Origin of the sequence: Mesorhizobium sp. L-8-10 (genome assembly GCF_016756635.1) — a bacterium.
Lineage (GTDB): Bacteria > Pseudomonadota > Alphaproteobacteria > Rhizobiales > Rhizobiaceae.
The window spans coordinates 3472638-3497337 of record NZ_AP023263.1 but is presented as its reverse complement, the minus strand read 5'-3'; the positions used below and the strand labels follow the sequence as shown (position 1 = coordinate 3497337).

24 protein-coding genes, 1 tRNA gene and 1 pseudogene are annotated in these 24700 nt (G+C 63.1%); 17 read left to right on the top strand and 9 right to left on the bottom strand.

Annotation, left to right across the window (positions count from 1 at the left end; genetic code table 11):
- Positions 1 to 15: 15 nt before the first annotated feature.
- Together JN280_RS16200 and JN280_RS16195 are read right to left on the bottom strand one after the other, a co-directional pair.
- Positions 16 to 1161 (bottom strand): hypothetical protein, encoded by a 1146-nt coding sequence (locus tag JN280_RS16200; protein ID WP_202313529.1) that lies wholly within the window; start codon positions 1159 to 1161, stop codon positions 16 to 18.
- 106 nt (positions 1162 to 1267) lie between these two features.
- A complete protein-coding gene (locus JN280_RS16195; RefSeq protein ID WP_202313528.1) occupies positions 1268 to 2356 on the bottom strand; it encodes a hypothetical protein in 1089 nt (362 codons plus the stop codon).
- A gap of 226 nt (positions 2357 to 2582) precedes the next feature.
- Between JN280_RS16195 and JN280_RS16190 the strand changes: the two genes are divergently transcribed.
- The gene (locus tag JN280_RS16190; RefSeq protein ID WP_202313527.1) at positions 2583 to 3782 is read left to right on the top strand and encodes a GGDEF domain-containing protein; all 1200 of its coding nucleotides are present in this window, start codon (positions 2583 to 2585) and stop codon (positions 3780 to 3782) included.
- 49 nt (positions 3783 to 3831) lie between these two features.
- On the opposite strand, the gene JN280_RS16185 is transcribed toward JN280_RS16190, so the two are convergent.
- Positions 3832 to 4446 carry a thymidine kinase gene (locus JN280_RS16185; RefSeq protein ID WP_202313525.1) on the bottom strand — a complete coding sequence of 205 codons (615 nt, stop codon included), beginning with the start codon at positions 4444 to 4446 and terminating at the stop codon, positions 3832 to 3834.
- Positions 4447 to 4669: 223 nt separating this feature from the next.
- On the opposite strand from JN280_RS16185, the gene choX reads away from it, so the two are divergent.
- From choX to JN280_RS16140, 9 genes are all read left to right on the top strand, one after another.
- The gene (gene choX, locus JN280_RS16180) at positions 4670 to 5605 is read left to right on the top strand and encodes a choline ABC transporter substrate-binding protein (RefSeq protein WP_202313523.1); all 936 of its coding nucleotides are present in this window, start codon (positions 4670 to 4672) and stop codon (positions 5603 to 5605) included.
- 120 nt (positions 5606 to 5725) lie between these two features.
- Positions 5726 to 6580, top strand: coding sequence for a choline ABC transporter permease subunit (gene choW / locus JN280_RS16175; protein WP_202313521.1), 855 nt, complete (start codon positions 5726 to 5728; stop codon positions 6578 to 6580).
- The gene (gene choV, locus JN280_RS16170; RefSeq protein ID WP_202313519.1) at positions 6577 to 7758 is read left to right on the top strand and encodes a choline ABC transporter ATP-binding protein; all 1182 of its coding nucleotides are present in this window, start codon (positions 6577 to 6579) and stop codon (positions 7756 to 7758) included. Before choW ends, choV begins: the two co-directional genes overlap by 4 nt.
- A gap of 371 nt (positions 7759 to 8129) precedes the next feature.
- The gene (gene clpS, locus JN280_RS16165; RefSeq protein ID WP_202313517.1) at positions 8130 to 8435 is read left to right on the top strand and encodes an ATP-dependent Clp protease adapter ClpS; all 306 of its coding nucleotides are present in this window, start codon (positions 8130 to 8132) and stop codon (positions 8433 to 8435) included.
- A gap of 93 nt (positions 8436 to 8528) precedes the next feature.
- Positions 8529 to 9290, top strand: coding sequence for a 3-hydroxyacyl-CoA dehydrogenase (locus tag JN280_RS16160; RefSeq protein ID WP_202313516.1), 762 nt, complete (start codon positions 8529 to 8531; stop codon positions 9288 to 9290).
- An 11-nt stretch (positions 9291 to 9301) separates the two neighbouring features.
- Positions 9302 to 10483, top strand: a complete 1182-nt coding sequence (locus JN280_RS16155) for a CaiB/BaiF CoA transferase family protein (protein ID WP_202313515.1) — start codon at positions 9302 to 9304, stop codon at positions 10481 to 10483.
- A 13-nt stretch (positions 10484 to 10496) separates the two neighbouring features.
- A complete protein-coding gene (locus JN280_RS16150; protein ID WP_202313514.1) occupies positions 10497 to 11264 on the top strand; it encodes a HugZ family pyridoxamine 5'-phosphate oxidase in 768 nt (255 codons plus the stop codon).
- Between the two features lie 348 nt (positions 11265 to 11612).
- Positions 11613 to 11948, top strand: a complete 336-nt coding sequence (locus JN280_RS16145; protein ID WP_202313513.1) for an ArsR/SmtB family transcription factor — start codon at positions 11613 to 11615, stop codon at positions 11946 to 11948.
- Positions 11949 to 11989: 41 nt separating this feature from the next.
- Complete coding sequence (locus tag JN280_RS16140) at positions 11990 to 12829, top strand: TrmH family RNA methyltransferase (RefSeq protein ID WP_202313512.1); 840 nt, start codon at positions 11990 to 11992, stop codon at positions 12827 to 12829.
- 87 nt (positions 12830 to 12916) lie between these two features.
- Here the strand turns inward: JN280_RS16140 and JN280_RS16135 are convergent, their stop codons facing one another.
- Both JN280_RS16135 and JN280_RS16130 read right to left on the bottom strand, forming a co-directional pair.
- Positions 12917 to 14089, bottom strand: coding sequence for a hypothetical protein (locus JN280_RS16135; protein ID WP_202313511.1), 1173 nt, complete (start codon positions 14087 to 14089; stop codon positions 12917 to 12919).
- A 142-nt stretch (positions 14090 to 14231) separates the two neighbouring features.
- Positions 14232 to 14813: a DUF1134 domain-containing protein gene (locus JN280_RS16130; RefSeq protein WP_202313510.1), complete on the bottom strand. Its 582-nt coding sequence runs from the start codon at positions 14811 to 14813 to the stop codon at positions 14232 to 14234.
- A 313-nt stretch (positions 14814 to 15126) separates the two neighbouring features.
- Between JN280_RS16130 and chpT the strand changes: the two genes are divergently transcribed.
- Positions 15127 to 15756, top strand: coding sequence for a histidine phosphotransferase ChpT (gene chpT / locus JN280_RS16125; RefSeq protein ID WP_202313509.1), 630 nt, complete (start codon positions 15127 to 15129; stop codon positions 15754 to 15756).
- A 555-nt stretch (positions 15757 to 16311) separates the two neighbouring features.
- Complete coding sequence (locus JN280_RS16120) at positions 16312 to 16680, top strand: response regulator (RefSeq protein ID WP_202313508.1); 369 nt, start codon at positions 16312 to 16314, stop codon at positions 16678 to 16680.
- A gap of 127 nt (positions 16681 to 16807) precedes the next feature.
- On the opposite strand, the gene ctrA is transcribed toward JN280_RS16120, so the two are convergent.
- Complete coding sequence (gene ctrA, locus JN280_RS16115) at positions 16808 to 17503, bottom strand: response regulator transcription factor CtrA (protein ID WP_202313506.1); 696 nt, start codon at positions 17501 to 17503, stop codon at positions 16808 to 16810.
- Positions 17504 to 17959: 456 nt separating this feature from the next.
- Between ctrA and JN280_RS16110 the strand changes: the two genes are divergently transcribed.
- Positions 17960 to 18337: a flagellar export protein FliJ gene (locus JN280_RS16110; RefSeq protein WP_202314801.1), complete on the top strand. Its 378-nt coding sequence runs from the start codon at positions 17960 to 17962 to the stop codon at positions 18335 to 18337.
- A gap of 126 nt (positions 18338 to 18463) precedes the next feature.
- Entirely contained in the window at positions 18464 to 18907 is a 444-nt protein-coding gene (locus tag JN280_RS16105; RefSeq protein WP_202313505.1) for a paraquat-inducible protein A, read from the top strand.
- A 309-nt stretch (positions 18908 to 19216) separates the two neighbouring features.
- On the opposite strand, the gene sciP is transcribed toward JN280_RS16105, so the two are convergent.
- Positions 19217 to 19492 carry a CtrA inhibitor SciP gene (gene sciP / locus JN280_RS16100; RefSeq protein WP_019173843.1) on the bottom strand — a complete coding sequence of 92 codons (276 nt, stop codon included), beginning with the start codon at positions 19490 to 19492 and terminating at the stop codon, positions 19217 to 19219.
- Between the two features lie 541 nt (positions 19493 to 20033).
- Here sciP and mnmA point away from each other — a divergent pair.
- A complete protein-coding gene (mnmA, locus tag JN280_RS16095; protein ID WP_202313503.1) occupies positions 20034 to 21224 on the top strand; it encodes a tRNA 2-thiouridine(34) synthase MnmA in 1191 nt (396 codons plus the stop codon).
- 113 nt (positions 21225 to 21337) lie between these two features.
- Here mnmA and JN280_RS16090 read toward each other — a convergent pair whose 3' ends face one another.
- Complete coding sequence (locus JN280_RS16090; RefSeq protein ID WP_202313501.1) at positions 21338 to 22291, bottom strand: Gfo/Idh/MocA family protein; 954 nt, start codon at positions 22289 to 22291, stop codon at positions 21338 to 21340.
- A 245-nt stretch (positions 22292 to 22536) separates the two neighbouring features.
- On the opposite strand from JN280_RS16090, the gene JN280_RS16085 reads away from it, so the two are divergent.
- A tRNA-Met gene (locus JN280_RS16085) sits at positions 22537 to 22613 on the top strand.
- 518 nt (positions 22614 to 23131) lie between these two features.
- Here JN280_RS16085 and JN280_RS16080 read toward each other — a convergent pair.
- Complete coding sequence (locus JN280_RS16080) at positions 23132 to 23902, bottom strand: GGDEF domain-containing protein (protein ID WP_202313499.1); 771 nt, start codon at positions 23900 to 23902, stop codon at positions 23132 to 23134.
- 482 nt (positions 23903 to 24384) lie between these two features.
- Here JN280_RS16080 and JN280_RS16075 point away from each other — a divergent pair.
- Positions 24385 to 24531, top strand: a pseudogene (locus JN280_RS16075) (SOS response-associated peptidase); the annotation flags it as partial.
- Positions 24532 to 24700 lie beyond the last annotated feature (169 nt).

Below are 24700 nucleotides of genomic sequence, written 5' to 3'. Positions count from 1 at the left end.
TTCTCCCCAATCGCCTCACACATCCGAGATCACCTGTCCCTTCGACAGGATATGCACCTTGTATCCGGCAAAGACCTTCTCGGCCTCGCCGGCGGCATAGAGCGCCTGATAGGCCTCATGCGGCACCAGCGCATGCTTCTCGTAGGACGAGACGCCCTGTCGCGCCGCCACGAGGTCGTCGGTGTTGATGTAGAATTCCTGGCTCGACTGCTCGCGGGAGAACAGCCCTCTGCGCCCCGGCTTCTCGGCCTTGGAATAGACCTCCTGGATGGTCCAAGTCAGCAGCCAGGCGTTCTCAGCCTTGCGCACCTTGGACAGCACGTCCGCCACGGTGGAATTATGTTCCGTGATGCCGGCCGTATAGAACGGACCCAGCACGACCCGGCGCAACTGCTTGGGATGCAGCGTCTCGAAATCCTTGTCGAGATTGACCGCTATGGTGGCGGGCGAAAGCGTGTAGGCCGAGTTCTTCTCGGTGAAGTCGTCGAAACGGTGGGCGAGATCAGGATTGAGCAAGCCGTCGACCGGCAGCGGGATCCTGACCGTCTTGTTGAACTTGCCTTCACGATCGACCAGTTGCGCCACCATCTCCTCGGAGGAATCCTCCACCGTCGCCATATAGATCAGCGGCAGATTGGCTGTGCCGTCGAACGTCGCCCAATGCACCAGATAGAAGGGCCGCTGGTTCTTGGGATTGACCGAAACCTTCGCGGTCTGGGCGAGCGTGAATGGGCCGAAGGCCTCGCCCTCCTTGACCGCCTCCAGATAGAGCCGCTCGGCCATGGACTTCTGGAGGGCCGACGGGAACGCCTTGTGGCGCAGGATGAAGTCGGCCATCTCGGCCCGGATCTCGTCGGGACGTGGGATCCCGGCCAGGCGCTCTGCCGCCGTCCGCCGGTCGTTCTCCAGCTCGAGCACGTTCTGAAAGACGGGAAAGCCGCTCTCGGCGCGCGAGATCCTGAAGCTTTCCATGAATCCGAGACGGTTGCGCCAGCAGGAGAACGAGCTCTCCAGCCGTCCTATGTATTCGGCGACGATCCGGGCGACGATGCCATGCTGGTAGAGCGGCGAGCGATCGTCGCGCATGAAGATATCGAGGCCGCTCAGCGCCGCCGCAATGGCATCGAAATAGCGCGTCGCCGCATCCGTTTCCGCGCTCATCGGCCGGACCTCGTACCGGTGCAGTCGGCGGGTAGGACGACGTGCCCAAGGTCGGATGAGAGGTACATCACACCTACCGTACCGCAATCATTCCTGATATTTCGTCTCAGCTCTGCACATAGTCCGAAGCGTTGTGCTTGCGCAGCACTTCGTCGAAGCGCCGGGCAAAGGCCTCGTCGGCCAGCTTCTTGCGGCGCTGGATATCCCCGCTTGCGACCATGTTCTTCTCGTGCATCTCGAGCAGGTCGCCGATATGCTTCTGGGCGGCCGCACCGATACCCGCCATCGTCTCCTCGGCGGTGGTGTCGACCTTGCTGCCCAGCGTATTGATCTTGTGCGCGACATCCTGCTGGGCGGCGGTCTTAAGGCTGTCCTCGAGCGCCTTGTAGAGAACGATGCGCTGCTCGGTGTCGATGGTGAGCTTGTTGATCAGCGTATTCTGCGCCGCGATCTGATTGTTCAGCGAATCGACGAAGGTCTGGAACATCGACGTATAGCGTTCGAGCGTCTGGCTTTCGGCGAGCAGTTCCTGCTCTTTCGCCTGGCGTTCATTGTATTCCGTGGCGAGCTTGGACCGGTCGGCCTCCATCTGGGTCCGCTCGGTCTGGCTGGTCGACGCGGCTATCTTGTTCTCGATGTCGAGCAGCATCGGGTTCAGCTCCTCGATGCGCTTTTGTGTGCCGGTGAGGTTCTCGATCGTTGCCTTGCGGCGCTCGATGACCTGCGCGAGGCTCGCTTCGGAGGTCTTGTAGCGGTCGTCGAGGATCTGTTTCTGCGCCTTCAGGATGCCGACGATGGTGTCGGACTTCGACAGCAACTCCTGCAGATTGCCGGCCAGCGACATGTTGCGCACGCGCTCCGTGCGCATGCGCTGCTTGCTCTGGTCCGAGAACATGCCGACAAAGGTCTCCCAGCCGGTGAAGCTCTTCATGCTCTCGAATTCGGCGCCAAAGACGTTGGTGGCGTCTTCCAGCCCGATGATCAGGTCGGCGATGTTGGCTTCCATCACCTTCTGCTGCTTGATGACGTCCTCGATACGGGCGTTCTCGATGTCGAAATCGGCCGAGCCGATCTTCTTGTCCGTCTTGGCGAACTGGTCGAGAAGGGTGCCGGACTGCTCGATCTTGGAGCGCATGTCCTGGACGACTTTCTTGGTCTTCTCGATCTCGGCATCAAATTTCTGCAAAGTCGCCATGGTGCCCTCCGGTTTCACCGTCACATCGGTTCGCGAATATATGTGTGGGATAAAGCGAATTAAAGACGAAACAACGACGTCATCGGCGGACGCGGAACTGTCCGATAGGCATGGAAAGCAGCCGTCGGCGGTCGGGCAAAGCCTCGACCCTTAACGATTCCTTTCATGTTTTCTTGATGCTCATGGGCTAGCGACAGTGAGGGAGGATCGTGCTGCGCAAGGTGCCATGAAACTCGATTTCCCGACCCTTTATCTGGTCATCCTGCTCAACTCCCTGACACTGACCGTGATCTGGGGCGCCATCGTCTATGACTATCGGAACTTTCCGGCCGCCCGGCACTGGCTCGTCTCGTGCGTTCTCAGCACGCTCGGCGGCGGCTTGCTGGCCCTCCAGGGCGACGGCTTCAACTTTGCACTCGCCGCTTCGGGCAACGCACTTGTCATCTTCAGCTTCGGCCTCGTCTGGGTCGGGGTGAGACGCTTCTACGGCAAGGACGGCGGTCTTTTCACCAGTGCCGCGGTGGCGTTGGCGAGCGTCGTGGTGCTCGCCCTCGTCCGCGACAGCTCCGAGGCGCGCAATGTCGTCTATGCGACCGCCCAGATCACGCTTGTATCATTTGCCATGTTCCACCTCGCCTTCCGCGAGAAGCAGAGCCTCGGCACGATGGTGGCCGCACTGGCCATGCTCGCCGGGATCGTCGGCCAGGGCGCGGAGGCAGTGATGAACCTGATGCGCATCGCCGGATCCCTTTCCGACGAGGGATACTACAGCGTTGCCGCCATCTGCCTGCTCACCATCATATTCAGCGGCGTCGTCTGGAACTTCGGCTTCGTGCTGCTGGCCATCGACCGGCTGCGCAGCGATCTCGCTCTGCTCGCGGTCGTCGACGAGCTGACGGGCGTGCCGAACCGCCGCCGCTTCATGGAGAACGCGGCCATCGAGGAGAAGCGCGCGCGCCGCACCGGCCGGCCCTTCTCGATCCTCCTGCTCGACCTCGACAACTTCAAGTCCATCAATGACAGCTACGGCCATGCAGCGGGCGACGCCAGCCTGAAGCATTTTGTCGATCTGGCCGCCAAGAACCTGCCCGAAGTGGCCACCCTGGCGCGGCTCGGCGGCGACGAGTTCGGTGTGCTCCTGCCGGAAACCGGCGCGGGCGGCGCCGGCGCGCTTGCCAACGACCTCGTCCGCACCTTCAGGGCCGAAGGCTTCCACTGGAAGGGACAGCCGGTTCCCTTGACCGCCAGCATCGGCGTCGCCGAATGGTCCGGCGCGGAGAAGTCCGGCGTCGCAAGCGTCATCGAAAACGCCGATACCGCGCTCTATGAGACCAAGAAACGCGGCCGCAACGGCTATTCGGTGTTTCGCTCCGGCCAGCCGGGCGCGAAGTCGCCGGCCATATTGAGCGTGCTTCCGAAGTCATGAAACATCGGCCTGAACTTCTTGCAAAGCACGATCGCGACGCGCCTGGGGGCTATTGGCGGGCGAATCCGATGAAGTCCTCCGGGGCGACCCGGCCCATCTCCTCCTCCCAGTGTCGGCGGCAGAGCGAAACATAGGCCTCCTTGCCGATCGACACCTGGGCGCCCTGCTTGGCGACCTTGCCGTCCGCGCCCAGCCGGACCACCATCGTCGCCTTGCGGCCGCAGCGGCAGATCGTACGCACCTCGCGCAGTTCGTCGGCGAGCGCCAGCAAGGCGTGTGAGCCGGAGAACAGCTTGCCTTGGAAATCGGTCCTGAGCCCATAACACATCACGGGGATCCCGAGCCGGTCGGCGACCCGGGCGAGCTGCCACACCTGCTCTTCCTCCAAAAACTGCGCTTCGTCGACGAAGACGCAGTGCACGGTCTCATGCTTCTGGCGCTCGGCGATCCGGGAAAACAGGTCGTCGCCGTCGCGAAACATCTCGGCCTCGGCCTCCAGGCCGATTCGCGAGGAGATGTAGCCCACCGTGTCGTCCTTCCGGTAATGGCCGGCCACGAACAGCATGGTCGTCATGCCCCGCTCCCGGTAGTTGTAGGAAGCCTGGAGGAGCATGGTCGTCTTGCCGGCGTCCATGGTGGCGTAGTGGAAATAGAGCTTGGCCATCCCCCCTTTAAGCGGATTGCCGTGACCGCCGGGAGAGGCGCCGCGGCGGCTTCCACACCAAATCTGGCTGACGCAAGGTCAAAAAGCGGCATTCTTGTCGCATCCTGCAAAGCACGCGGCGCGCTATGCGGCTTGAAACAATGACGAAATGGTGTTTGGCTCGTTGGACAAGGCGCAAGGAAATACTAGACGCCGGTCGCCGATGAACAATGGGAGATTATCGATGTCGCACATGAAAACCATCGCCGCGGGGCTCGGCCTGACGGCGCTCCTTGCGGCGGGACCAGCTTTCGCCGGAGATCCGGAAAGCTGCAGGACGGTGCGGCTCTCGGACGTGGGCTGGACCGATATCCAGGCTACGACGGGCGTGGCCTCGGTGCTCCTGACCGCGCTCGGCTACGAGCCGGAGGTCATCCAGCTCTCGGTTCCCGTCACCTACGCCTCGCTGAAGAACAACGATCTCGACGTCTTCCTCGGCAACTGGATGCCGTCGATGACCAACGACATCAAGGACTATGCCGCGGAGGGTTCGGTCGAGACCGTCGCCAAGAATCTCGACGGCGCGGGCTACGGGCTCGTCGTCCCCAACTATGTCGCCGAGGGCGGCGTCAAGACGCTCACGGACCTCGGCAAGTTCAAGGACAAGTTCGACGGCAAGATCTACGGCATCGAAGCAGGCAATGACGGCAACCGCATCATCCTCGACATGATCTCCAAGCCGGAGAACAACCTTACCGGCTTCGAGCTGGTGGAATCTTCCGAGGCCGGCATGCTGACCCAGGCCGAGCAATCGATGAAGGACAATGAGTGGATCGCCTTCCTCGGCTGGACCCCCCATCCGGTGATGGGCGAGATGAAGATCACCTATCTTGACGGCATGGGCGATTCAGGCTTCGGCGCCGCTACCGTCCACACCAATGTGCGCAAGGGCTATCTCACCGAATGCCCGAATGTCGGCAAGTTCATCGCCAACCTGAAGTTCGACCTGTCCATGGAGAACACCATGATGGACGCCATCCTCAAGGGCGGCGATGCCAACACGGTCGCCAGCGACTGGCTCAAGGCCCATCCGGATGCCGCCGCCCCCTGGCTCGAGGGTGTGACCACCTTCGACGGCGGCGATGCGGCGGCTGCTGTGAAGGCCGCGCTGGAGGGCTGATCCCGGCAGGCTCGCGCATAGCGTGACGACCAAGGGGCGGCCGGGTCGAACAGGCTGCCCCTTGTTTTTTGACATTCCGGAGAAGACCGCCCGCCGGCACGGCGCATATGCGAGGGGAACATGGATCCGATTTCGAAACTGCTGGTGGCCTACAAGATTCCAATCGGGGCCTGGGGCAAGGCGTTCTTCACCTTCCTGACAGACAACTTCAACGCCCTGTTCCGGGGCTTCTCCGGGAGCCTCAACTTCATTCTGGACGGGCTCGTCGATACTCTCCTCCTGCTGCCGCCCGTCCTGATCGTGGCGCTGATCACTCTCCTGGCCTGGTATCTTCAGCGCTCGAGGGCGCTCGCCGCCGGCGTCGCGATCGGTCTACTCTTCATCGTCAATCAGGGGCTCTGGAAGCAGACCGTCGAGACGCTGGTTCTGGTGGTCGCCGCGTCGGCCGCCTCGATGCTGATCGGCGTGCCGCTCGGCATCTGGGCCGCGCACAAGCCCAGGGTCTACCGGGTCATGCTCCCGGTGCTCGATCTGATGCAGACCCTACCGACCTTCGTCTACCTGATCCCGGTCCTCACCTTGTTCGGGCTCGGAAACGCTCCCGGCCTCATCGTCACCATCATCTTCGTCATCCCGTCAGCGGTGCGGCTGACCCATCTCGGCATAACCTCTGTGCCCAAGACGATCATCGAGGCCGGTGAATCCTTCGGCGCCACCAGGCGACAGTTGCTTTGGAAGGTCGAACTGCCGGCCGCACTTCCAACCATCATGGCCGGCCTCACCCAGTGCATCATGCTGTCGCTGTCGATGGTGGTCTTCGCCGCGCTCATCGGCGCCGGCGGCCTCGGCACCGAAATCAACCGGGCGCTGGGTTCGCGCAGGATCGATCTCGGTCTCGAGGCGGGTCTTGCCATCGTGGTGCTCGCCATCGTGCTCGACCGGATGACCCGCATCGGCGTGGGAGGCAAGAAATGAACGTCGCCGTCGATTTCAAGAATGTCGACATCGTTTTCGGCCCGGATTCCGCCGACGCGCTGGCCCTGGTCGACAAGGGGGCGACACGCGCGGAGATCCTCGAGAAAACGGGCAATGTGCTGGGCTGCGCCGGCGCAAGTCTGACGATACGGGAAGGCGAGATCTCCGTCCTGATGGGACTGTCGGGTTCCGGCAAGTCGACGCTGCTGCGCGCCGTCAACAGGCTCAACGTCGTCAGCCGCGGCCAGGTCCTGGTCAGGGACGGAGACGCCATGGTCGACGTCGTGTCCTGCAACGATGCCACGCTGCGGCGGCTTCGCCAGCATCAGGTCGCCATGGTGTTTCAGCAGTTCGCCCTCCTGCCATGGCGCACGGTCGAGGAGAATGTCGGCTTCGGGCTGGAACTCGCCGGCGTTCCGGAGACCGAACGCAGGGAGCGTGTCCACCGGCAGCTCAAGCTGGTCGGCCTCGACCAGTGGGCGCGCAAATACGCTCATGAGCTCTCGGGCGGCATGCAGCAGCGCGTCGGTCTTGCCCGCGCCTTCGCCACCGAAGCACCGATCCTCCTGATGGACGAGCCCTTCTCGGCTCTCGACCCTCTGATCCGGACGAAGCTGCAGGACGAGCTTCTGCAGCTTCAGGCGTCGCTCAGGAAGACCATCATTTTCGTCTCCCACGACCTGGAGGAAGCCCTCAAGATCGGTAGCCATATCACCATCATGGAGGGCGGCAGGATCGTTCAGACCGGCGCGCCGGAGGACATCGTGCTGCGCCCGGCCAACGATTACGTCCGCGACTTCATTGCCAACGTCAATCCGCTCTCCGTGCTGACCGCCTGGAACGTGATGCGCGACCGCCGCGACCTGGAGACTGCCGGCGAAGGCTGGGTCTGGCTGGACCGGCGCAAGACGACGCGCTTCCGCCTCGACGCCGACGGGCTGGTCGAGGCGGCCGAGCGCAACGGCAGGCCGGTGATCTGGGGCTCCTGCGACGAGATCGAGCAGCTCTCCGAGGATGCGCCCCATGTGTTCTGGGCGAAGCCCGGCACCTCCCTGAAGATCGTCATGCTGGCAATGCACCGATCGCAGACCGCGCCGGTCGCTCTGTTCGACGAACAGTCGCGCTTCGTCGGCGCCATCGGCATCAGGGACGTGTTGAGCGCGGTTTTGAGGCGGTAGAGTTCCATCAGCCCCTGGAAGCGCAAGGCAGGCAGGCGGTTTTCTTCCAGTGGCCGCTGCCCGGCCCCTGAAATTACCGGCGAGCACGACCGGCGTGCCGTGCTTGGCGTCGAGCTTGATGAATCCGGGCTGCCGAGCAGTTTGAATGGTTCGTCGCGCGACAGCACCAGTTCGAGCCCGGCCGTCGTCCATGGCAATGCTGTCCGGTGCAGCGAATCACATTGCGCCGGAATCCCCTCGACACACCTGCTTCGGGGTTCCAAGATCGACCGTAGATCGAGACATCGGTCTCGCGCGACAGAGGGCCTGGCCGACGCCGCAGGGATCAGAGCCGGCCGAAGGCGCTCGCTCGTTCACTGTCGGAGGATAGAATGCCCGACACCGCTTTGAAACCGCGCACCAAATCCAGGCTGAAGACCGAACGGCCGAAGCTGCACAAGGTCATCCTCGTCAACGACGACTTCACGCCGCGAGAATTCGTGGTGCGGGTGCTCAAGGCCGAATTCCGCATGACCGCGGACCAGGCTTACAAGGTGATGATCACCGCGCACCGGCGTGGCGTCTGCGTGGTTGCCGTCTACGCCAAGGACATCGCCGAGACCAAGGCGACGCGCGCCACGGACGCCGGCCGCGCCGCCGGCTTCCCTCTGCTGTTCACAACCGAGCCCGAAGAGTAGGGCAGCGCTGTTTTCCGGTGCTTGCACCGCCCTCGCCGCGCGCCTACGATAGTGCGAATTTGTTCTAGTTCATAACATTTGGAGGACTACACCATGAACCCATCCGGCATCGTGGCGATCGTGACCGGCGGCGGCTCCGGCCTCGGCGAGGCCACCGCGCGGGCGCTCGCGGCCAAGGGCGCCAGGCTCGCACTGTTCGACGTCGGCATGGACCGGGCCGAAAAAGTCGCCGGCGAGATCGGCGGCATCGCGGTCAAGTGCGACGTGTCCAGCGCCGAGGGCGGCAAGGCTGCCTTCGCCGAAGCCGCCGAAAGGCTCGGACCGGCGCGTATCCTGGTCAACTGCGCCGGCATCGCCATCGCCATGAAGACGGTAGGCAAGGACGGGCCGCACCCGCTCGACCTCTATCGCAAGGTGCTCGAGGTCAATCTGCTCGGCACCTTCAACATGATCCGGCTGTTTGCCGCCCGCGCCCAGAACCTCGACCCCCTCGATGGCGGCGAGCGCGGCGTCATCGTCAACACGGCTTCCGTGGCGGCCTTCGACGGCCAGATCGGCCAGGTCGCCTATTCTTCCTCGAAGGGGGGCGTGGTTGGCATGACGCTGCCCGTCGCGCGCGACCTCGCCCGCTCGGGCATCCGCGTCTGCACCATCGCGCCGGGCATCTTCCGCACGCCGATGATGGACGGCCTGCCGAAGGAGGCCCAGGATTCTCTCGGCCACCAGGTTCCCTTCCCGCCACGCCTCGGCGAGCCCAGCGAATATGCCGCGCTTGCCTGCCACATCGTCGAGAACCAGATGCTCAACGGCGAAACGATCCGCCTCGACGGCGCGATCCGCATGGCCCCGAAGTAAGGCTCGACGCCATGACGGAAGGAGGAAAGACGGGCCCGCTCGCCGGGCTGACCGTCATCGAGATGGCCGGCATCGGCCCGGTGCCGCTGGCCGGGCTGATCTTGTCGGAACTCGGCGCCGAAGTCATCCGCGTCGAGCGGCTGAATGCCGGCATCCCTTTCCTCCCCACCCCGCCCGAATTCGATCTCGACCGGCACGGACGCGGCGTGCTCGAGATCGATCTCAAGCGGCCCGAGGCGATCGAACTGCTGCTCAGGCTCATCGGAAAAGCCGACATCCTGGTCGAGGGTTATCGTCCAGGCGTGATGGAACGCCTCGGGCTCGGGCCGGACATCACATTCGCTCGCAATCCCGGTCTCATCTATGGCCGCATGACCGGCTTCGGCCAGGACGGGCCGCTCGCCGCCCGCGCCGGCCACGACCTGACCTATCTCGCCTATTCGGGCGTGCTGCATGCCATCGGCCCGCGCGACGGCAAGCCGGTGCCGCCGCTCAATCTTGCGGCGGACTATGGCGGCGGCACCATGTTCCTGCTACTCGGGGTGCTCGCGGCTTTGTTCGAGCGTCAGAAGTCGGGCAAGGGCCAGGTGGTCGACGCGGCCATGGTCGAAGGCGCCTCGATGCTCGCCGCACCGTTCTTCGCCTTCCTCGCCGCGGGCTTCTGGAAGGACAGGCGCGGCGTCAACCTGCTCGATTCGGGCGCCCCGTTCTACGACACCTATCAGACCGAGGACGGAAGGCACGTCGCCGTGGCCTGCCTCGAGCCGCAATTCTTCGCCGAGTTCGCACGGCTCCTGCCGCTCGAGGAGCGGTTCGCCGCCGCGCAATATGACAGGCGGCTGTGGGACGACATGCGAGCAGCGATCGCTGCCCGCATCGGCGAGCGCACTCGTGACGAGTGGGCCACTCTTTTCGAAGGAACCGATGCCTGCGTGGCGCCGGTGCTGTCGCTCGAAGAGGCCCCGAACCATCCCCACAACCGTGCGCGCGGCACCCATCGGCAGGCCGGAACGCTCGTCCGGCCTGCGCCTGCCCCGCGTTTCTCGCGCACGCCTGCCCAGCTCTCGGAGCCCGGCGGCGGGCGGGCCGATCCGGCGGAGTTGCTCGCGCGCTTCGGCATCGACAAGTCCGACACCGAGGCTCTTCTCATGTCGGGTGTCGTCGGGAATAAGCTGACCGCACCAATCAGGTAATTTGGGGTCGGGCATGGCGGAAGCGAAGAAGGATGTGATCCGGGAAACCGACGCTGAAGCGATCCGTCTCGCCAGGACGCTGATCCGCCGCGCCCGCTACGGCGCGCTCGCCGTGCTCGATCCGGCCGACGGCGCTCCGCTCGCGAGCCGCGTGGCGGTCGCCACCGACCTGGACGGCACGCCGATCATCCTCGTCTCGGCGCTCTCCGCCCACACCGCGGCACTGGCCGCTGATTCCCGATGCTCGCTTCTCGTCGGCGAACCGGGCAAGGGCGATCCGCTGGCGCATCCGCGCATCACCCTTTCCTGCACGGCCGTGCGCCTGGAACGCGGAACGCCGGACCAGGCGCGTGTCGAGCGGCGCTATCTCAACCGCCAGCCCAAGGCGAAGCTTTACGCCGGCTTCCCTGATTTTTCCTATTTCAGGCTCGAACCGCGGAAGGCCAGCCTCAATGGCGGCTTCGGCAAGGCCTATCTGCTGGACCGTTCCGATCTTGTCGTCGAAGGCGCCGCGACCGAAGAGCTGGCGGAGCGGGAACAGGGCGCCGTCGACCATATGAATGCCGACCATCTCGATGCGATCGCGGTTTATGCCAGGCAATTCGCCAAGGCCTCCGGCGACGGCTGGATCATCACCGGCCTCGACGCCGAGGGCATCGATATCGCCAGCGGCGACGAAACCCAGCGCGTCTTTTTTCCCGAGCCGCTCGCCTCGGCGGCGGACCTGCGCAAAGTGCTCGTCGAACTCGCCCGCAGCGGACGCGAACAGGAGCAGCGCTGAAGCATGGCTGTCGAAAGTGGGAACCGGTTTCGGGACAAAGAAATGCGCCAAATCTAGAACCTACAGCGTGCCTCCCGGACCCGAGAGCGGGTTCCGGTTTCCGGACAAATCCGACGCTGCAACAAATGGATCGAGCTGCGTGGAACCATCTGGACGTGCAATGGACGCCCTATCGCTTTGAATTTGCTATTGGCCCGACACGCGATGGTTGAATCTGCCTTTAAGGTCCTGGAAAGTTATACTAGTTAGAAATGTAGCCTGATTCACCGTCACGAACGAATCGGAGCCTACCGACTGGCGCTATCGCCCCCAATAGCGGCCGGCGGCGCTGGAGTGAGCGGGGGTAACATGGTTTCGAAGAAGCTTGTCGATAATATCGAGGCCGCTGCGGCGCTCCTCGACCTCCTCGGCAACGACAAGCGCCTGACTATCGTCAGTTACCTCGTCGAGGGCGAAATGTCGGTCGGTGCGATCGCGGAGAAAGTGGAACTCAGCCAATCGGCGCTTTCCCAGCATCTCGCCAAGCTGCGCAAGCTGGATCTGGTGCAGACACGGCGCGACCGCCAGATGATCTACTATTCCTGCCGTTCGGAGGCCGTCCGCAGCTTGCTCGCCACGCTCGACGAGATCTTCGGGACAGGCAAGCCCGTTGAACGGCCGCTGTTGCGCAAGAGCGGAACCTGAACCGGCTTGCCTTCACGCCGCAACCACGGCAAGCGAAGGGCATGACCGGAAGCAACGAAAGACAGGTTGGAATAGCTGGCTCCGATGCCGTCCGGATCGACGATCCGGACGATCCGCGTGTCGCACCCTACAGGAACATCCGCGAACGTGATCTCGTGGGTCGTGAAGGCCGCTTCGTCGCCGAGGGCAAAGTCGTCCTCGACGTGCTTTTCCGTGCGCAGCGTTTTACGGTCGAATCTGTTTTGGTGCTCGAGAACCGGCTGGAGGGACTGCGCCGCGTCTTGAGCTCGGCGCCGGCTGATCTGCCTGTCTATGTCGCCTCCAGGGCGGTGATGGACGCGATCGCAGGCTTCCATATCCACCGCGGCATCCTGGCGATCGGCCGGCGCGGGGACACGCAGTCCGCGGACGACTTGCTCGCCGGTCTGCCGCCCCGGGCGCTCGTCGTGATGCTCGTCGGCATCTCCAACCATGACAATGTCGGCGCGATCTTCCGCAACGCCGCCGCCTTCGGTGCGGATGCCGTGCTGCTCGACGCCACGAGCTGCGACCCGCTCTACCGCAAGGCAATCAGGGTGTCGGTCGGCGCGGCGCTGAAAGTCCCCTTCGCGGCCGGGCCGGATGCCGAAAGCACACTTGCGCTTCTGGCACGCCACGCCTTCGTGCCGGTCGCCCTATCGCCGCGCGGCAGAGACGACATCCGCACCCTCGCCCGGCCCGAACGTGTCGCGCTGGTCCTCGGCACCGAAGGGGAAGGCCTGCCCGAAGCCTTGATGGCCAGGATGCGGACCGCACGGATCGCCATGGCGCCTGGTTTCGACAGCCTCAACGTGGCTGCCGCTTCGGCGATCGCGCTGCACGAACTGTGGGAAGGACAGTAGCTGTCCGGGAATTGGCACAGGCGGGTCGCGTGGATCCAACGACATCCATCCACGCCCACCCGATGTGTCGACACCCAGTGCCTTCCGTCAGTTCGGCGAAACGGCCTTCTGCAGCGCCGCAACCCGCTCGGCGAGGCTGGTGATCTTGTCGTGCTGATCCGGCCGCGGCTCGTCTTGCCGGGCGGCCAACGCGACACGGATCGGCGAGTCCGGCCCTTCCTGGGCAGCCGTCATATTGACCATCTCGGCGGCGAGTTCGTGGATGTCCTCACGCAGTTGCGCGTTTTCGCGAAGCTCCTCTTCCGGCTCTTCGCCCCGCCCCTGCGCGGCGAGATCGGTCCGGAGCCTGCGGTTGCTGCGGGTCAGCGCCATCAGCCGCGCTTCGAGACGGTCGCGGTCCTCCTTGAGCTTCTCGACCATCGTCCGGGCATCCTCGCCGCCGACGCTGGAGAGGGCCGACTGCCGCGCTTCGCCTGAAGGATTGACACCATCCTCCGCCGCATCGCCCTTGCGCCGCCGCGCCAGTTCTCTTTCGCGACGGTCGAGTCGCTCCTCATGATCGGCAAGGCTCGTCATCAATCGCTCCACCTTCTTCTCGAGGTCGCCGACTTTCTTCGTCTCGACCTTCAGCGCCTCACGTGCCTTCCTGCCTTCGGCCGCAGCCTCCAGCATGCGCCGCTCGTGGTCTTTGGTCTGCTTGCGCATGGCCGACATATCGAGGTTCAGCCTGTCGACGTCGCTCTCGCGCGCGACCAGCTCGATCTGACGGTTGCTGGAGACGAGCATCGCCTCGTCATACATGCGGCCGAGCTTCTCGAACTCGAGCGCGCGCTGCTCGAGCAGTCGCTCGGCCTCGGCCAGGCGGTCCGCCAACTCCCGGATCCTGTCCTCGCGACGTTCCAGCTCTGCGCCGAGCTCGGCGTTCCTGGCCTCGCTCTGCGCCATCGCCTTCTGCGTATCGGCGGTGCCGGCATCGAGCCGCCGCATCTCTGCGCGGCCGCGCTCGATCTCGATCATCTGCGCAGTGGCCTTGTCGCCGAGCGACTTGAGGTTCATCTCGAGCCGGCGCGTCGACATCGCGAACTCGGCCCGCAGGCGGTCCCTGTCCGCCTGTATCTCCGCGGCGGAGAGCGGGACAGTTGCCTCGATGCGGCGTTTCGTCAGCATCTCGGCCCGCCGCCAGAACGCCGGCGCGATCATCAGCGCAATGAATCCCGCGCACAGGAAGCCGAGAACGAAGAAGAGTATCGACTGGATCACACGCGACTATCCGTTGCAGCGGCAGGCATTCCTATGTGCCATATCGCCGTGACGCGAATCCAGTACCGACTTGGGATGTCTCCCGCTCGGTCCGGATCGTTTCGGTGCGCAGGCTTGCCCGCGCGCCGCCCGGCTCTCGGGCTCAGAACGGGTTCCAGGTCGGGCGCTCCGTCAGCTTCAGATAGCCGACATTGACGCCGAGCCGCGCGCCCACGCCTGTGCGCACCGGCACGAGCAGCACATTGCCGTTGCGCATGACCTCGAACCCCAGGCCCGCGACCACATAGGCCGAGCCCGCCACGCCCGGGTAGCGGTTGTACAGGCTGGAGACATCATCGAGGTTGTAGACGAGGATCATCGTGCGCGAGCCCGTGCCGCCGAAATCCCAGCCGAGAGAGGGCCCCTGCCAGAATACCTTATGGTCGCCCGCATTCTTGGTGTAGAGCGTTCCTTCGCCGTAGGTGAGGCCGCCGACGAAGGCGCCCGATCCTTCCTCGCCGAGCACGTAGCCGTTAGGCAGGCCGTAGGAGGCGAAGATTTTCTCGATCACCGTGCCGAGCCCGCCGGAGGTGGCGCCGAAAAAGCGGTGACCCGAATCGACGATTTCCTGCGCCGTGTATTCCTGGGCGCGCGACGCGCCGGCCGACATCACCATGAAGGCGAGGGAAAACAACGACGCTGCGATCAGCCGGACAAGGCTCCGGTCTTCTAGTCTGCAAAACATGCTTCCTGTCTCCGTACGGGAGCACATCTGCCGACGCCCGGCCCCTTCCGCTCTTGCTGGCGGTTCGGTGCCTCTTACGGGCAAGCTATGCCGTAATCCTTTTTCAACCATTAAGCTTTCACATGAAGATGGCGGATCGATGGTCGTCAGCACGCGCCGCCCCCGCGTTTGTGGCCTCTTGCGAGGCTCGGGATGGGTTTTCTTGCTGACGGAACAGCCACTGTGTAAACGAATCCCGACCAGAACGAGCGTGATTCGCACCTGCCGTGAGACGTTCCTCCAGGGCAGGCAAAGACGATCCGGAGACCCCTGAATGGCCGACCTTTTCACGCTTTCGGCACCCGATCTCGCCGCGCTTCTGTGCAGCCGGGTGTGCCATGACATCATCTCTCCGGTCGGCGCCATCAACAACGGCCTCGAGCTGCTCGACGAGGGCGGCGCCGACGAGGATGCGATGAACCTCATCCGCACCAGCGCCCGCAATGCCTCTGCCCGCCTGCAATTCGCCCGTATCGCGTTCGGCGCGGCCGGCTCGGCCGGCATGCTGATCGACACCGGCGACGCCGAAGCCGTGACCGCCGCCTTCATCCGCAACGAGAAGCCGGAACTCGTCTGGAACGGCCAGCGCGCGCTGCTGCCGAAGAACAAGGTCAAGCTGCTGCTCAACTTGGTGCTGATCGCCATCGGGGCCATTCCGCGCGGCGGCAAGATCACCGTGACGCTCGACGACGTCGAGACCGAGCCGAAGTTCACGCTGGCCGCCGCCGGCCCGATGGTCCGTGTTCCACCGAAATTCCTGGAGCTGCATTCCGGCCACAAGCCGGACGAGCCTATCGATGCCCATGCCGTTCAGCCCTATTACACGCTGCTGCTTGCCCGCGATGCCGGCATGACCATCTCGATCCGCGCGACACCCGAGGAGATCGTGCTGTCCGCGGCCTGAAGCATGTCTCCGGACGGTGCTGGTATGGACGGCTCCCCGGCTGCATCGGATGAGGTCAATGAGACCTCGAGCAAGTTTGCAGCGATCTCGGGAAAAAGTCATGCGCCAGGTCAGGGACTTGCAGCCTCTAGCCTGAACTTTACCCCCCGATTCGCAGGAAAGATGAGTCAATTGAATCTCTTAACTTCATTTCCGGCGCGAAAATGTAGTCAGTTCTGACTACAGTGAGATTTTAGAAGTCAAGCCGAAAACGTTTGCTATAATGGCTTTGCATCAGAGTTTTCTGGGATATCAGCTCGGTTTTCTCATATGCGACTGTAGTCAGAGCTACTAACGGCGATTTTTCGAATGATGAATCGTTTCAATGGGATACGCTCCAAGGCGACCTAAAGTTCGGTCTAGCGTGAACACGCGACGCGCTGTGGACGGCCCGGGCGCGGCGCCAAAATCCCTGTCGCTACAAGTTTAGCCAACGCGTTTCCCGGTTTTTTAGATCGCTCCCCTAAGGTTCGCGGCGAGATCCGGGAATGGATTGGTCAGGTCAGGGGGCCGGTCATGAAACGCTGCATGTTCGTCGACGATTCGAGCGTGATCAGGAAGGTCGCCAAGCGCATCCTGAACGGGCCCGACATGCTGGTGATCGAAACGGGCAACGGCCAGGACGCGCTCGACATGTGCGCGGCCGACATGCCCGACATCATCGTGGTGGACGGCGCCCTGCCCGACATGAGCGCGGAAGACTTCATCCGCCGCGTCCGCGCCCTGCCCGGCCATGTCAGGCCGCAGATCGCGGTCAGCCTTGTCGAGGTCGACATCGGTGCCATCATGCGTGCCAAGCGCGCCGGTGCGCAGGGCTATCTGCTGAAGCCGTTCAACCGGCCGCAATTGCTGGAGCGCTTCCGCCAGTTCGATCTGGCTGCCTGACCAGAGGAGACAACGCGAGCGTTGATCCGCTTGTCGGCGCTCGTGCCGTCTTCTCCGGAAGCCGAGTTTGCAGACGCGAGACCCCGCTTGCAGCCCGGTCTCGTCGTCTGCGGCAATGGATTGGTCGTCAGGCGCTGGCGCGGATGTCTTCCGGCTCGCGCAGCACATAGCCGCGGCCCCACACCGTCTCGATATAGTTCTGGCCGCCCGACGAAGCGTCCAGCTTCTTCCTGAGCTTGCAGATGAAGACGTCGATGATCTTCAGCTCCGGCTCGTCCATGCCGCCATAGAGGTGGTTGAGGAACATTTCCTTGGTGAGCGTGGTGCCCTTGCGCAGCGACAGCAGCTCCAGCATCTGATATTCCTTGCCGGTGAGGTGCACGCGCTGTCCGCCGACCTCGACCGTCTTGGCATCGAGATTCACGATCAGGTCGCCGGTGGCGATGACCGACTGGGCATGCCCCTTGGAGCGGCGAACGATGGCGTGGATGCGCGCGACCAGTTCGTCCTTGTGGAATGGCTTGGTCATGTAGTCGTCGGCGCCGAAGCCGAGGCCGCGCACCTTGTCCTCGATGCCCGCCATGCCCGACAGGATCAGGATCGGGGTCTTGACCTTCGAGAGGCGAAGGGTCCGCAAGACTTCGTAGCCCGACATGTCGGGGAGATTCAGGTCGAGCAGGATGATGTCGTAGTCATAGAGCTTCCCGAGGTCGACGCCCTCTTCGCCCAGGTCCGTCGTATAGACGTTGAAGCTTTCCGACTTCAGCATCAGCTCGATGCTCTGTGCGGTTGCACTGTCGTCTTCAATCAGCAGAACGCGCATTTTATCCCCTTTCCTGCTGCCGCACCGGATGCGGGCATTCCGGCGCCGGAGCAGTGATTGCCTGAATCGGAGGCTGCCACCGAATGGTTAACAAAATCTGATTCCGCTTGGCAAGCGATATCGGATCTTTTCAGCTTTTCGGCACACCCTCTTGAATCTAAACATTTATCGCACAGAAATTCCACTCACGCGACACATTAACAAACTCTTCTAAGCGACTCCACGGACTCGCTAGTTCGGGTCGAAGTTTGCGTGCTCCGTGAAGCTGGAATTTTTACCGTGCCTTAAGTCCTGACGCGTATGATTAACAATGCCCGTAAACGAATGGTTACCGACGGCCGAAATCTTTAGGGAATTGTTTCCTTTGAGGCCGGGGGATGGGCGGCGGAGCGGACCTTTCCGGGACGGGGCGGGTTGGGCCAGCTCCATGTAATGCGTATTCGGGAGTAGCGAGTGATGAAGCCACGTGAGAACCTCGTCAGGCTGAAGCAGTTTCAGGCCAACGAGAAACGCCGACAGCTGGCGCAACTGGACATGATGATCGCCGAATTCGACCGGATGGCGAACGAACTGGAGATGCAGATCGGCGCCGAGGAGAAGAAAGCCGGCATCACCGATATCAATCATTTTGCCTATCCGACCTTCGCGAAGGCGGCCCGCCTGCGCCGCGACAATCTCAAGAACTCCCAGCACGACCTTATGGAACAGAGGAAGACGGCCGAGACGCTGCTCGCCGAGGCCGAAGCCGAGCTTTCCAAGGCCGAGATGCTGGAATCGCGCGACGCGCGCATGCGAGACGCCGAAGGCGAAGGCCGCAGCGCCATGATCGGCTGATCCCGGGGCCCTCCTCCCGGCGCTTCCTTCCCGGGGGGCGCTTTCCCGCGGGGCGCTTGCGTCCCCCGGCGGCCATCGCGGTCGAATGGGGCTTCCCCGCAATCATGGCCTTCGCCAAGATGGGCGATGCGCCGTCTTCTGCCTCTCCTGATCTTCGCCGCGACCGTCAGTTTCACGCTCGGCGTCGTCTTGCCGCTGATTCGCGTGGAGCGGCTCTTCCTCTTCACCGACGAGCCGTCGCTCGCCGCGATGGTCTACGGGCTGTGGGCAGGCGGCGACGTGCTGCTGGCGGCGATCGTCGGCCTGTTCTCCGTCGCATTTCCGGCCCTGAAGCTGGGCCTCCTGCATGTCGCCGCCTATGACGGGGCCGCGGGACATCGTCTGGTGCCGGGCTGGTTCAGGGCGCTGGCGCGCTGGTCGATGCTGGACGTCGTTCTGGTCGCCCTGGTGATCTTCGCCGCCAAGACGAGCGGCCTGGCGACGGCATCCACCCAGCCAGGGCTCTGGTTCTTCGCCGCGTCGGTGATTCTCACGGCTGCGGCCTCGGCCCTGGCGAAGGCTGAAGACTAAAGCATGTCTCCCGAAAGTGAGCCGCGGTTTCGCGGATAAAGACATGCGCAAAATCATCAAGCTGCTTCGATGCGGCGCTTTCCGGGAGATCCATCCCGATACTGGCGTGACCGGGCGGCTCGCATTCGAGACGCGGTTGCATCACGGAAGGATCCCCGGGGAGTACCTGCCGGTTGTGCTCCGGGACAGCAGCGCGAGGAGCGGCTTCCCATCCTGAACGGGCCCGTCTGGTTGATGCAACATACGGGCGAAACGAAACGAGGGCGCAAGTGCTGCGCCCTCGTTTCGTTTGATGCGTGGCAAGAAACGTCAGTGGCGGTATTGCTGGATCCTGGTGGTACGCAGGCCGGCCAGACCGTATTCGTCGATCGACGCCTGCCAGGAGAGGAATTCCTCGGTGGTCAGCTTGTAGCGCTGACAGGCCTCGTCGAGGCTGAGCAGACCGCCGCGCACCGCGGCAACGACTTCCGCCTTGCGCCGGATCACCCAGCGCCTGGTGTTGGAGGGCGGCAAGTCGGCAATTGTGAGCGGGCTGCCGTCGGGCCCGATCACATATTTGACACGCGGTCTAACCAGATCGGTCATCGTACTCTCTACGCTACTCAAAGACCTAATCGAACCGAGATTAGCCGGACAGCTTTAAAAAAGACCTAAACAACTCATACACGCTCTGGTGGCCGGGTTTACCTTTTGTTTGCCATGACCTTGTTTGCCATGACCGGGCGCCCGGCAAGGACGGGCTGCAGGCCCGGCAACGGCGGTGACGAATACCAAAGGTCGATAACACCGACGTTTGGAGCGCGCGACTGCGCCGCCCGCGCCCGCCAGAGCGCCGGGCGTCCACCAGGACGCGCAAAGGACGATCTGCCACTTGTCGAGTGCCGCATCGTGCTTTCCGAAAATCGAGCACGATTTTCGGGCCGATGCGGTAGCGCGAACGACAAGCGGCCCGAATGGGCCGCGCCGGCGACTGAGGTAAGTTGGATGCGTGAGCATCCACCGGGCCTGGATGTGCCAACATGCGGGCTCATTGAAGGAGCCCGGCCGCGGTGGTGTTGGCACTTTGCTTGACCTATATTGGCATCATTGGCATGAAGCGCCGTTATCGAGCATCGGAAACCGACCCATGAACAGCCTGGATCTGCCGGCACGTCCCGAAGACACCCGCGTCGTCGTGGCCATGTCAGGCGGCGTCGATTCCTCCGTGGTGGCCGGCATCCTCAAGCGCGAGGGCTATTCGGTCGTCGGTGTGACGCTGCAGCTTTATGATCACGGCGCGGCCACCCACCGCACCGGCTCGTGCTGCGCCGGCCAGGACATCGCCGATGCCAGGCGCGTCGCCGAAACGCTCGGCATTCCCCATTACGTGCTCGACTATGAGGAGCGTTTCCGCAAGGCGGTGATCGACCCGTTCGCCGAGAGCTATGTCTCCGGCGAGACTCCCATTCCCTGCGTCTCCTGCAACCAGACCGTCAAGTTCGCCGATCTCTTGGAGACCGCGCGCGACCTCGGCGCCGACGCGCTGGCGACGGGCCACTACATCCGCTCGCGCTCCAACGGCGCGCATCGCGCGCTCTACCGGCCGGTCGACAGCGACCGCGACCAGAGCTACTTCCTGTTCGCCACGACCCAGGAGCAGATCGACTATCTGCGCTTTCCGCTCGGCGGCATGTCGAAGCCCGACGTGCGCCGGATCGCCGAGGAGATGGGCCTGACCGTCGCGGCCAAGGCCGACAGCCAGGACATATGCTTCGTGCCGCAGGGCAGATATACCGACATCATCGCCAAGCTGAAGCCGGAAGCCGCCTCGCCCGGCGAGATCGTCCATATCGACGGCCGCGTGCTCGGCCGGCATGACGGCATCCTTCGCTATACGATCGGCCAGCGCCGCGGCATCGGCATCGCGTCGGGCGAGCCGCTCTACGTCGTCCATCTCGATGCCGAGAGGGCGCGTGTCATCGTCGGCCCGCGCGAGGCGCTGGAGACCCACAAGATCTACCTGCGCGGCGTCAACTGGCTGGGCGACGCCGCCCTGTCCGACTTGTCCGAGGAAGGGCTCGAGCTTTATGCCAAGGTGCGCTCGACCCGGCCGCCACGGCCGGCCGTGCTCCATCACCATGCCGGCAAGATCTGGGTCGAACTCGCCCAGGGCGAATCCGGTATAGCGCCAGGCCAGGCCTGCGTGCTCTATTCCGATGACGGCAACGACGCTCGCGTCTTCGGCGGCGGCTTCATCGAGCGGTCGGAGCGCGGCGCCGAGGCCGAAGCCATGCTGACACGGCTGGCGGCGATGCCCGCACAGGTGCCGGCGGAATGAGCGAATAGCGAATAGTGAGTAGCGAATAGGGAAAGAAGAGGAGCTGTCGAGGCGGATACGCCTCGTCGGTCGTTCCCTATTCGCTACTCACTATTCGCTATTCGCTCAATTTCTCAATCATGAACTATCGTCCCGGCGGTCAGGATCTGCAGCACACGGATCGCTTCCTCGCCATCGGTGCGTGGCTCGGCGCGCGTCTCGATGCATTCCAGGAAATGCTGAAGTTCGCGGGTCAGCGGCATGCCCTGCTCGACCGGCACATAGGACGGCTCGTTCTGGGTGAAGGCCCATTGTCCGCTATCCTGCCAGACCTCGTGCCGATAGACGGCGAGCTTGCGCTCCCAGGGTTCGACGTCGTCGAACACCGCCATCGCCTTGGTGCCGACGACAGTCAGGCGGCGCTCGCGATAGGGATTGAGCCGCGACGCGAAGAGGTGGCCGCGCATCCCGTTGGGAAAGCGCATATGCAGATGGGCGAAATCGCTGAGATGGTCGAGGAGTGCCGCCCCCTCGCCCCTGATCTCGACAGGCGCGGTTCCGGTGATGGCCAGGATCATCGACAGGTCATGCGGCGCAAGGTCCCACAGCGCGTCGTTCTCGGTGTGGAACTTGCCGAGCCCGAGCCGGTGGGAATGAACGTAGCGCACCTCGCCGAGTTCGCCTTGGTCGATGAGTTCCTTGAGCTTCTCGAAGGCCGGATGGAAGCGCAGCACGTGGCCGACCATGAACACGCGATGGTTTGTCCTGGCGGCGGCGACGGAGCGTTCGGCATCGGCGACGGTGAGGGCGATCGGCTTCTCCACCAGCACGTCCTTGCCGTGCTCGACCGCGGCGATCGCGAATTCGGCATGGAACTGCGGCGGCAGCGCGAGCACGATGGCGTCGACATCGTCGCGACGGATCAGTTCGTCGGGCGCGATGGCCAGGCATTCCTGCTCGCTGGCGAAGCCTTCCGCGCGCGCGCCATTGGCGTCCGAAACCGCGTAGAGGGCGCCCAGCGACTTCAAGGTGCGGATGTGGTTGCTGCCCCAGTATCCGCAACCAAGGACAGCGATGCGCGCTTTCATGAAGCCAGATCTCGAAAATTCGTGGCGGAGACATAACGGCGGGGGCGCGCGAACTCAACCCCGGGAACCATCGCCAAGCCGCGACAATTGCGGCCTTGCGTCGGCAAAGGGCTTTGCCGGGCAATTGCCGCGGCGAGCGTTAAGTTCCGCGCTTGACAGTATCGGCCTGCCAACCTTATATCCGCGCGTCCTTGGCGACCAACCCGGCCGATGCGCTTCGCCGACGATCGGGAAAGGCCAACCGGGGCGGAGTAGCTCAGTAGGTTAGAGCAGAGGAATCATAATCCTTGTGTCGGGGGTTCGAATCCCTCCTCCGCTACCATCCATTTTCGCTAACCGTTCTCCCGCGCCGCTTACAACGGTTTAAAAGCCCGGGAAACGTGGGGTTTTCGCCACAGACCTGTTTACCTCCCATCCGCCGGATACCCCCAATTTTCGTTCTCTTGTGGCCCGAAATTCTCCGGACCTGTTGACTGTTTGTCGCTTAGACGAACGTGTGGCCCGTATGTTTCGAGTCGTTGGTGCATATCCGTCAAGAAGCGGGCCTGCCACGTATTCAACCGGCCGCTTGTCAGGGCTTATCCTGCTCTTTGATTCACTGATTTCCTCGATGGAAAAGATCATCGGATTGTTACCACCGTCATGTCGCCCCCTGGCGAAAACAACGCGACGATAGAATAGAGCAGGAATGAATTCACAACATGGGTTCGGTAATCCGCGCAACCATCCTGGCAGGCTGCTCAGCGCGCCTGCTGACCTGCTATCGGTGCTCGGTCAAGTATTCTCTGCCCTTTCGGTTGCCCGGGGCAGACAATACCAGCTCGCAAGGAGACGTTCAGATCAATGAATCTGAATTTGCTTATCAGAGCCTGCAGACGCGTGCTGGATTTCCACGCGATTGCGGCCGCCGCGTTTCGCCGCGTAGAGCAACTGATCGGCGTGGCGATAGAGTTCGCTGAAGGAAGCATTCCGATCAAAAGTGACGCCGCCGACGCTCACGGAGAGCTTGCAGGATTTTCCGTTGAGGTTCAGTTCAGTGGCTGAAACCTCGACCCTGATACGCTCTGCGATCCTGCCTACGCGCTCGGGACTGACGCCGGGCAAAAAGACGCTGAACTCTTCTCCGCCAATTCGGCCGACGAAGTCGGGGTCGCGCAATGTGCCCTTGATCGTGCGTGCGATGGCCTTGAGCGCTTCATCACCGCAATCGTGACCGAACACGTCATTGATGTTTTTGAAGTGATCGACGTCGATAATCAGAAGCGCGCCGTGGTGGTCAGCCTTCTGGTCGGCGATACGGTCAAGGTAGCGGTCCACCATGGCGGTGAAGGCCCGCCGGTTCAGGCAAGAGGTGAGGGAATCGGTGGAGGCGACGATCATCAGCTCGCGATGCGCAATGGCAAGCTCACGTTGCTTACTGAGGAGGTAGAAAAAGAAAGGAGGGGCAAGAATAAGGGGGATGATCAGGTTGTTGAGGGGCTTTTCGCCCCATCTCCATGTGCCTGTCTCAAAGGAATAGCTGTCGATTGCAAACGCCACGGCGATGCAGCAGAGCGTTCCGAGAAAGCTCAGCAGCACCACTCGTCCCCAGCCGAAGGCAGAAAAGTCCATTCCTTGCTCCAGCGCAGGCCTGAAGGAACAAACCCTCGCTTGGGCGTCGCAAAGGATACGCCCGCCACTATTCTCAAGTGCCGGGCGCCTAAACCCTGTCAGGCCCGCTGCATCAATTAAGCTATCCGGAAACCTCTTGCGCTGACAGAACTCCGCAGGGAATGATCCCCAACAAACCGCCTGCGGAGGGAATCTCTCGTCGTGTGTGTCATTGCGGCCACAGTTTAAGCGCGCCGCACAGTCCTTCTCTGCTTGCGTAGCCTCGTGCTTGCCTGTCGAGCCGGCGATAGACCGCTCGATAGCCTCTTCGCCATGCAGACTTCCTAACCAGTGTAGACTGGTTTCCCCACCGCAATACCCATCCTTCCCAGAAAACAGCAAAGCACAAATGACGGTCACGGTCGAATTAGAGACAATCGAACCTGTAGAGATCTTTTGCAGCGCAACAAAAGCCGAGATCCTGCTTGGTGATCTTCACCACGCAAGAGATCGACACCTGGTTACGCGCGCCGTGGTCCGAGGCCAAGGCCCTGCAGCGGCCTCTCCCCGACGATCAGCTCGTGATCATCGACAAGCCGGCCACACAGATCAAATACCCGGCCGCCGCGGCGCAAGGTTCGTTGTTGTAGCAGGTTGATCGTCAAGAGCATGACCATCCGCTGCAGCGTGCGGACATAGCTCCCTGGGCGACCGGCATAGCAACGATCGATCTGTCAGGTAGGCCAGATTTGATTTTCTCGAACCTCTTTTCGGGAATAGCTTCCACTACGGTGCGTTAGTGTGAGGGCAGGGGCTCGA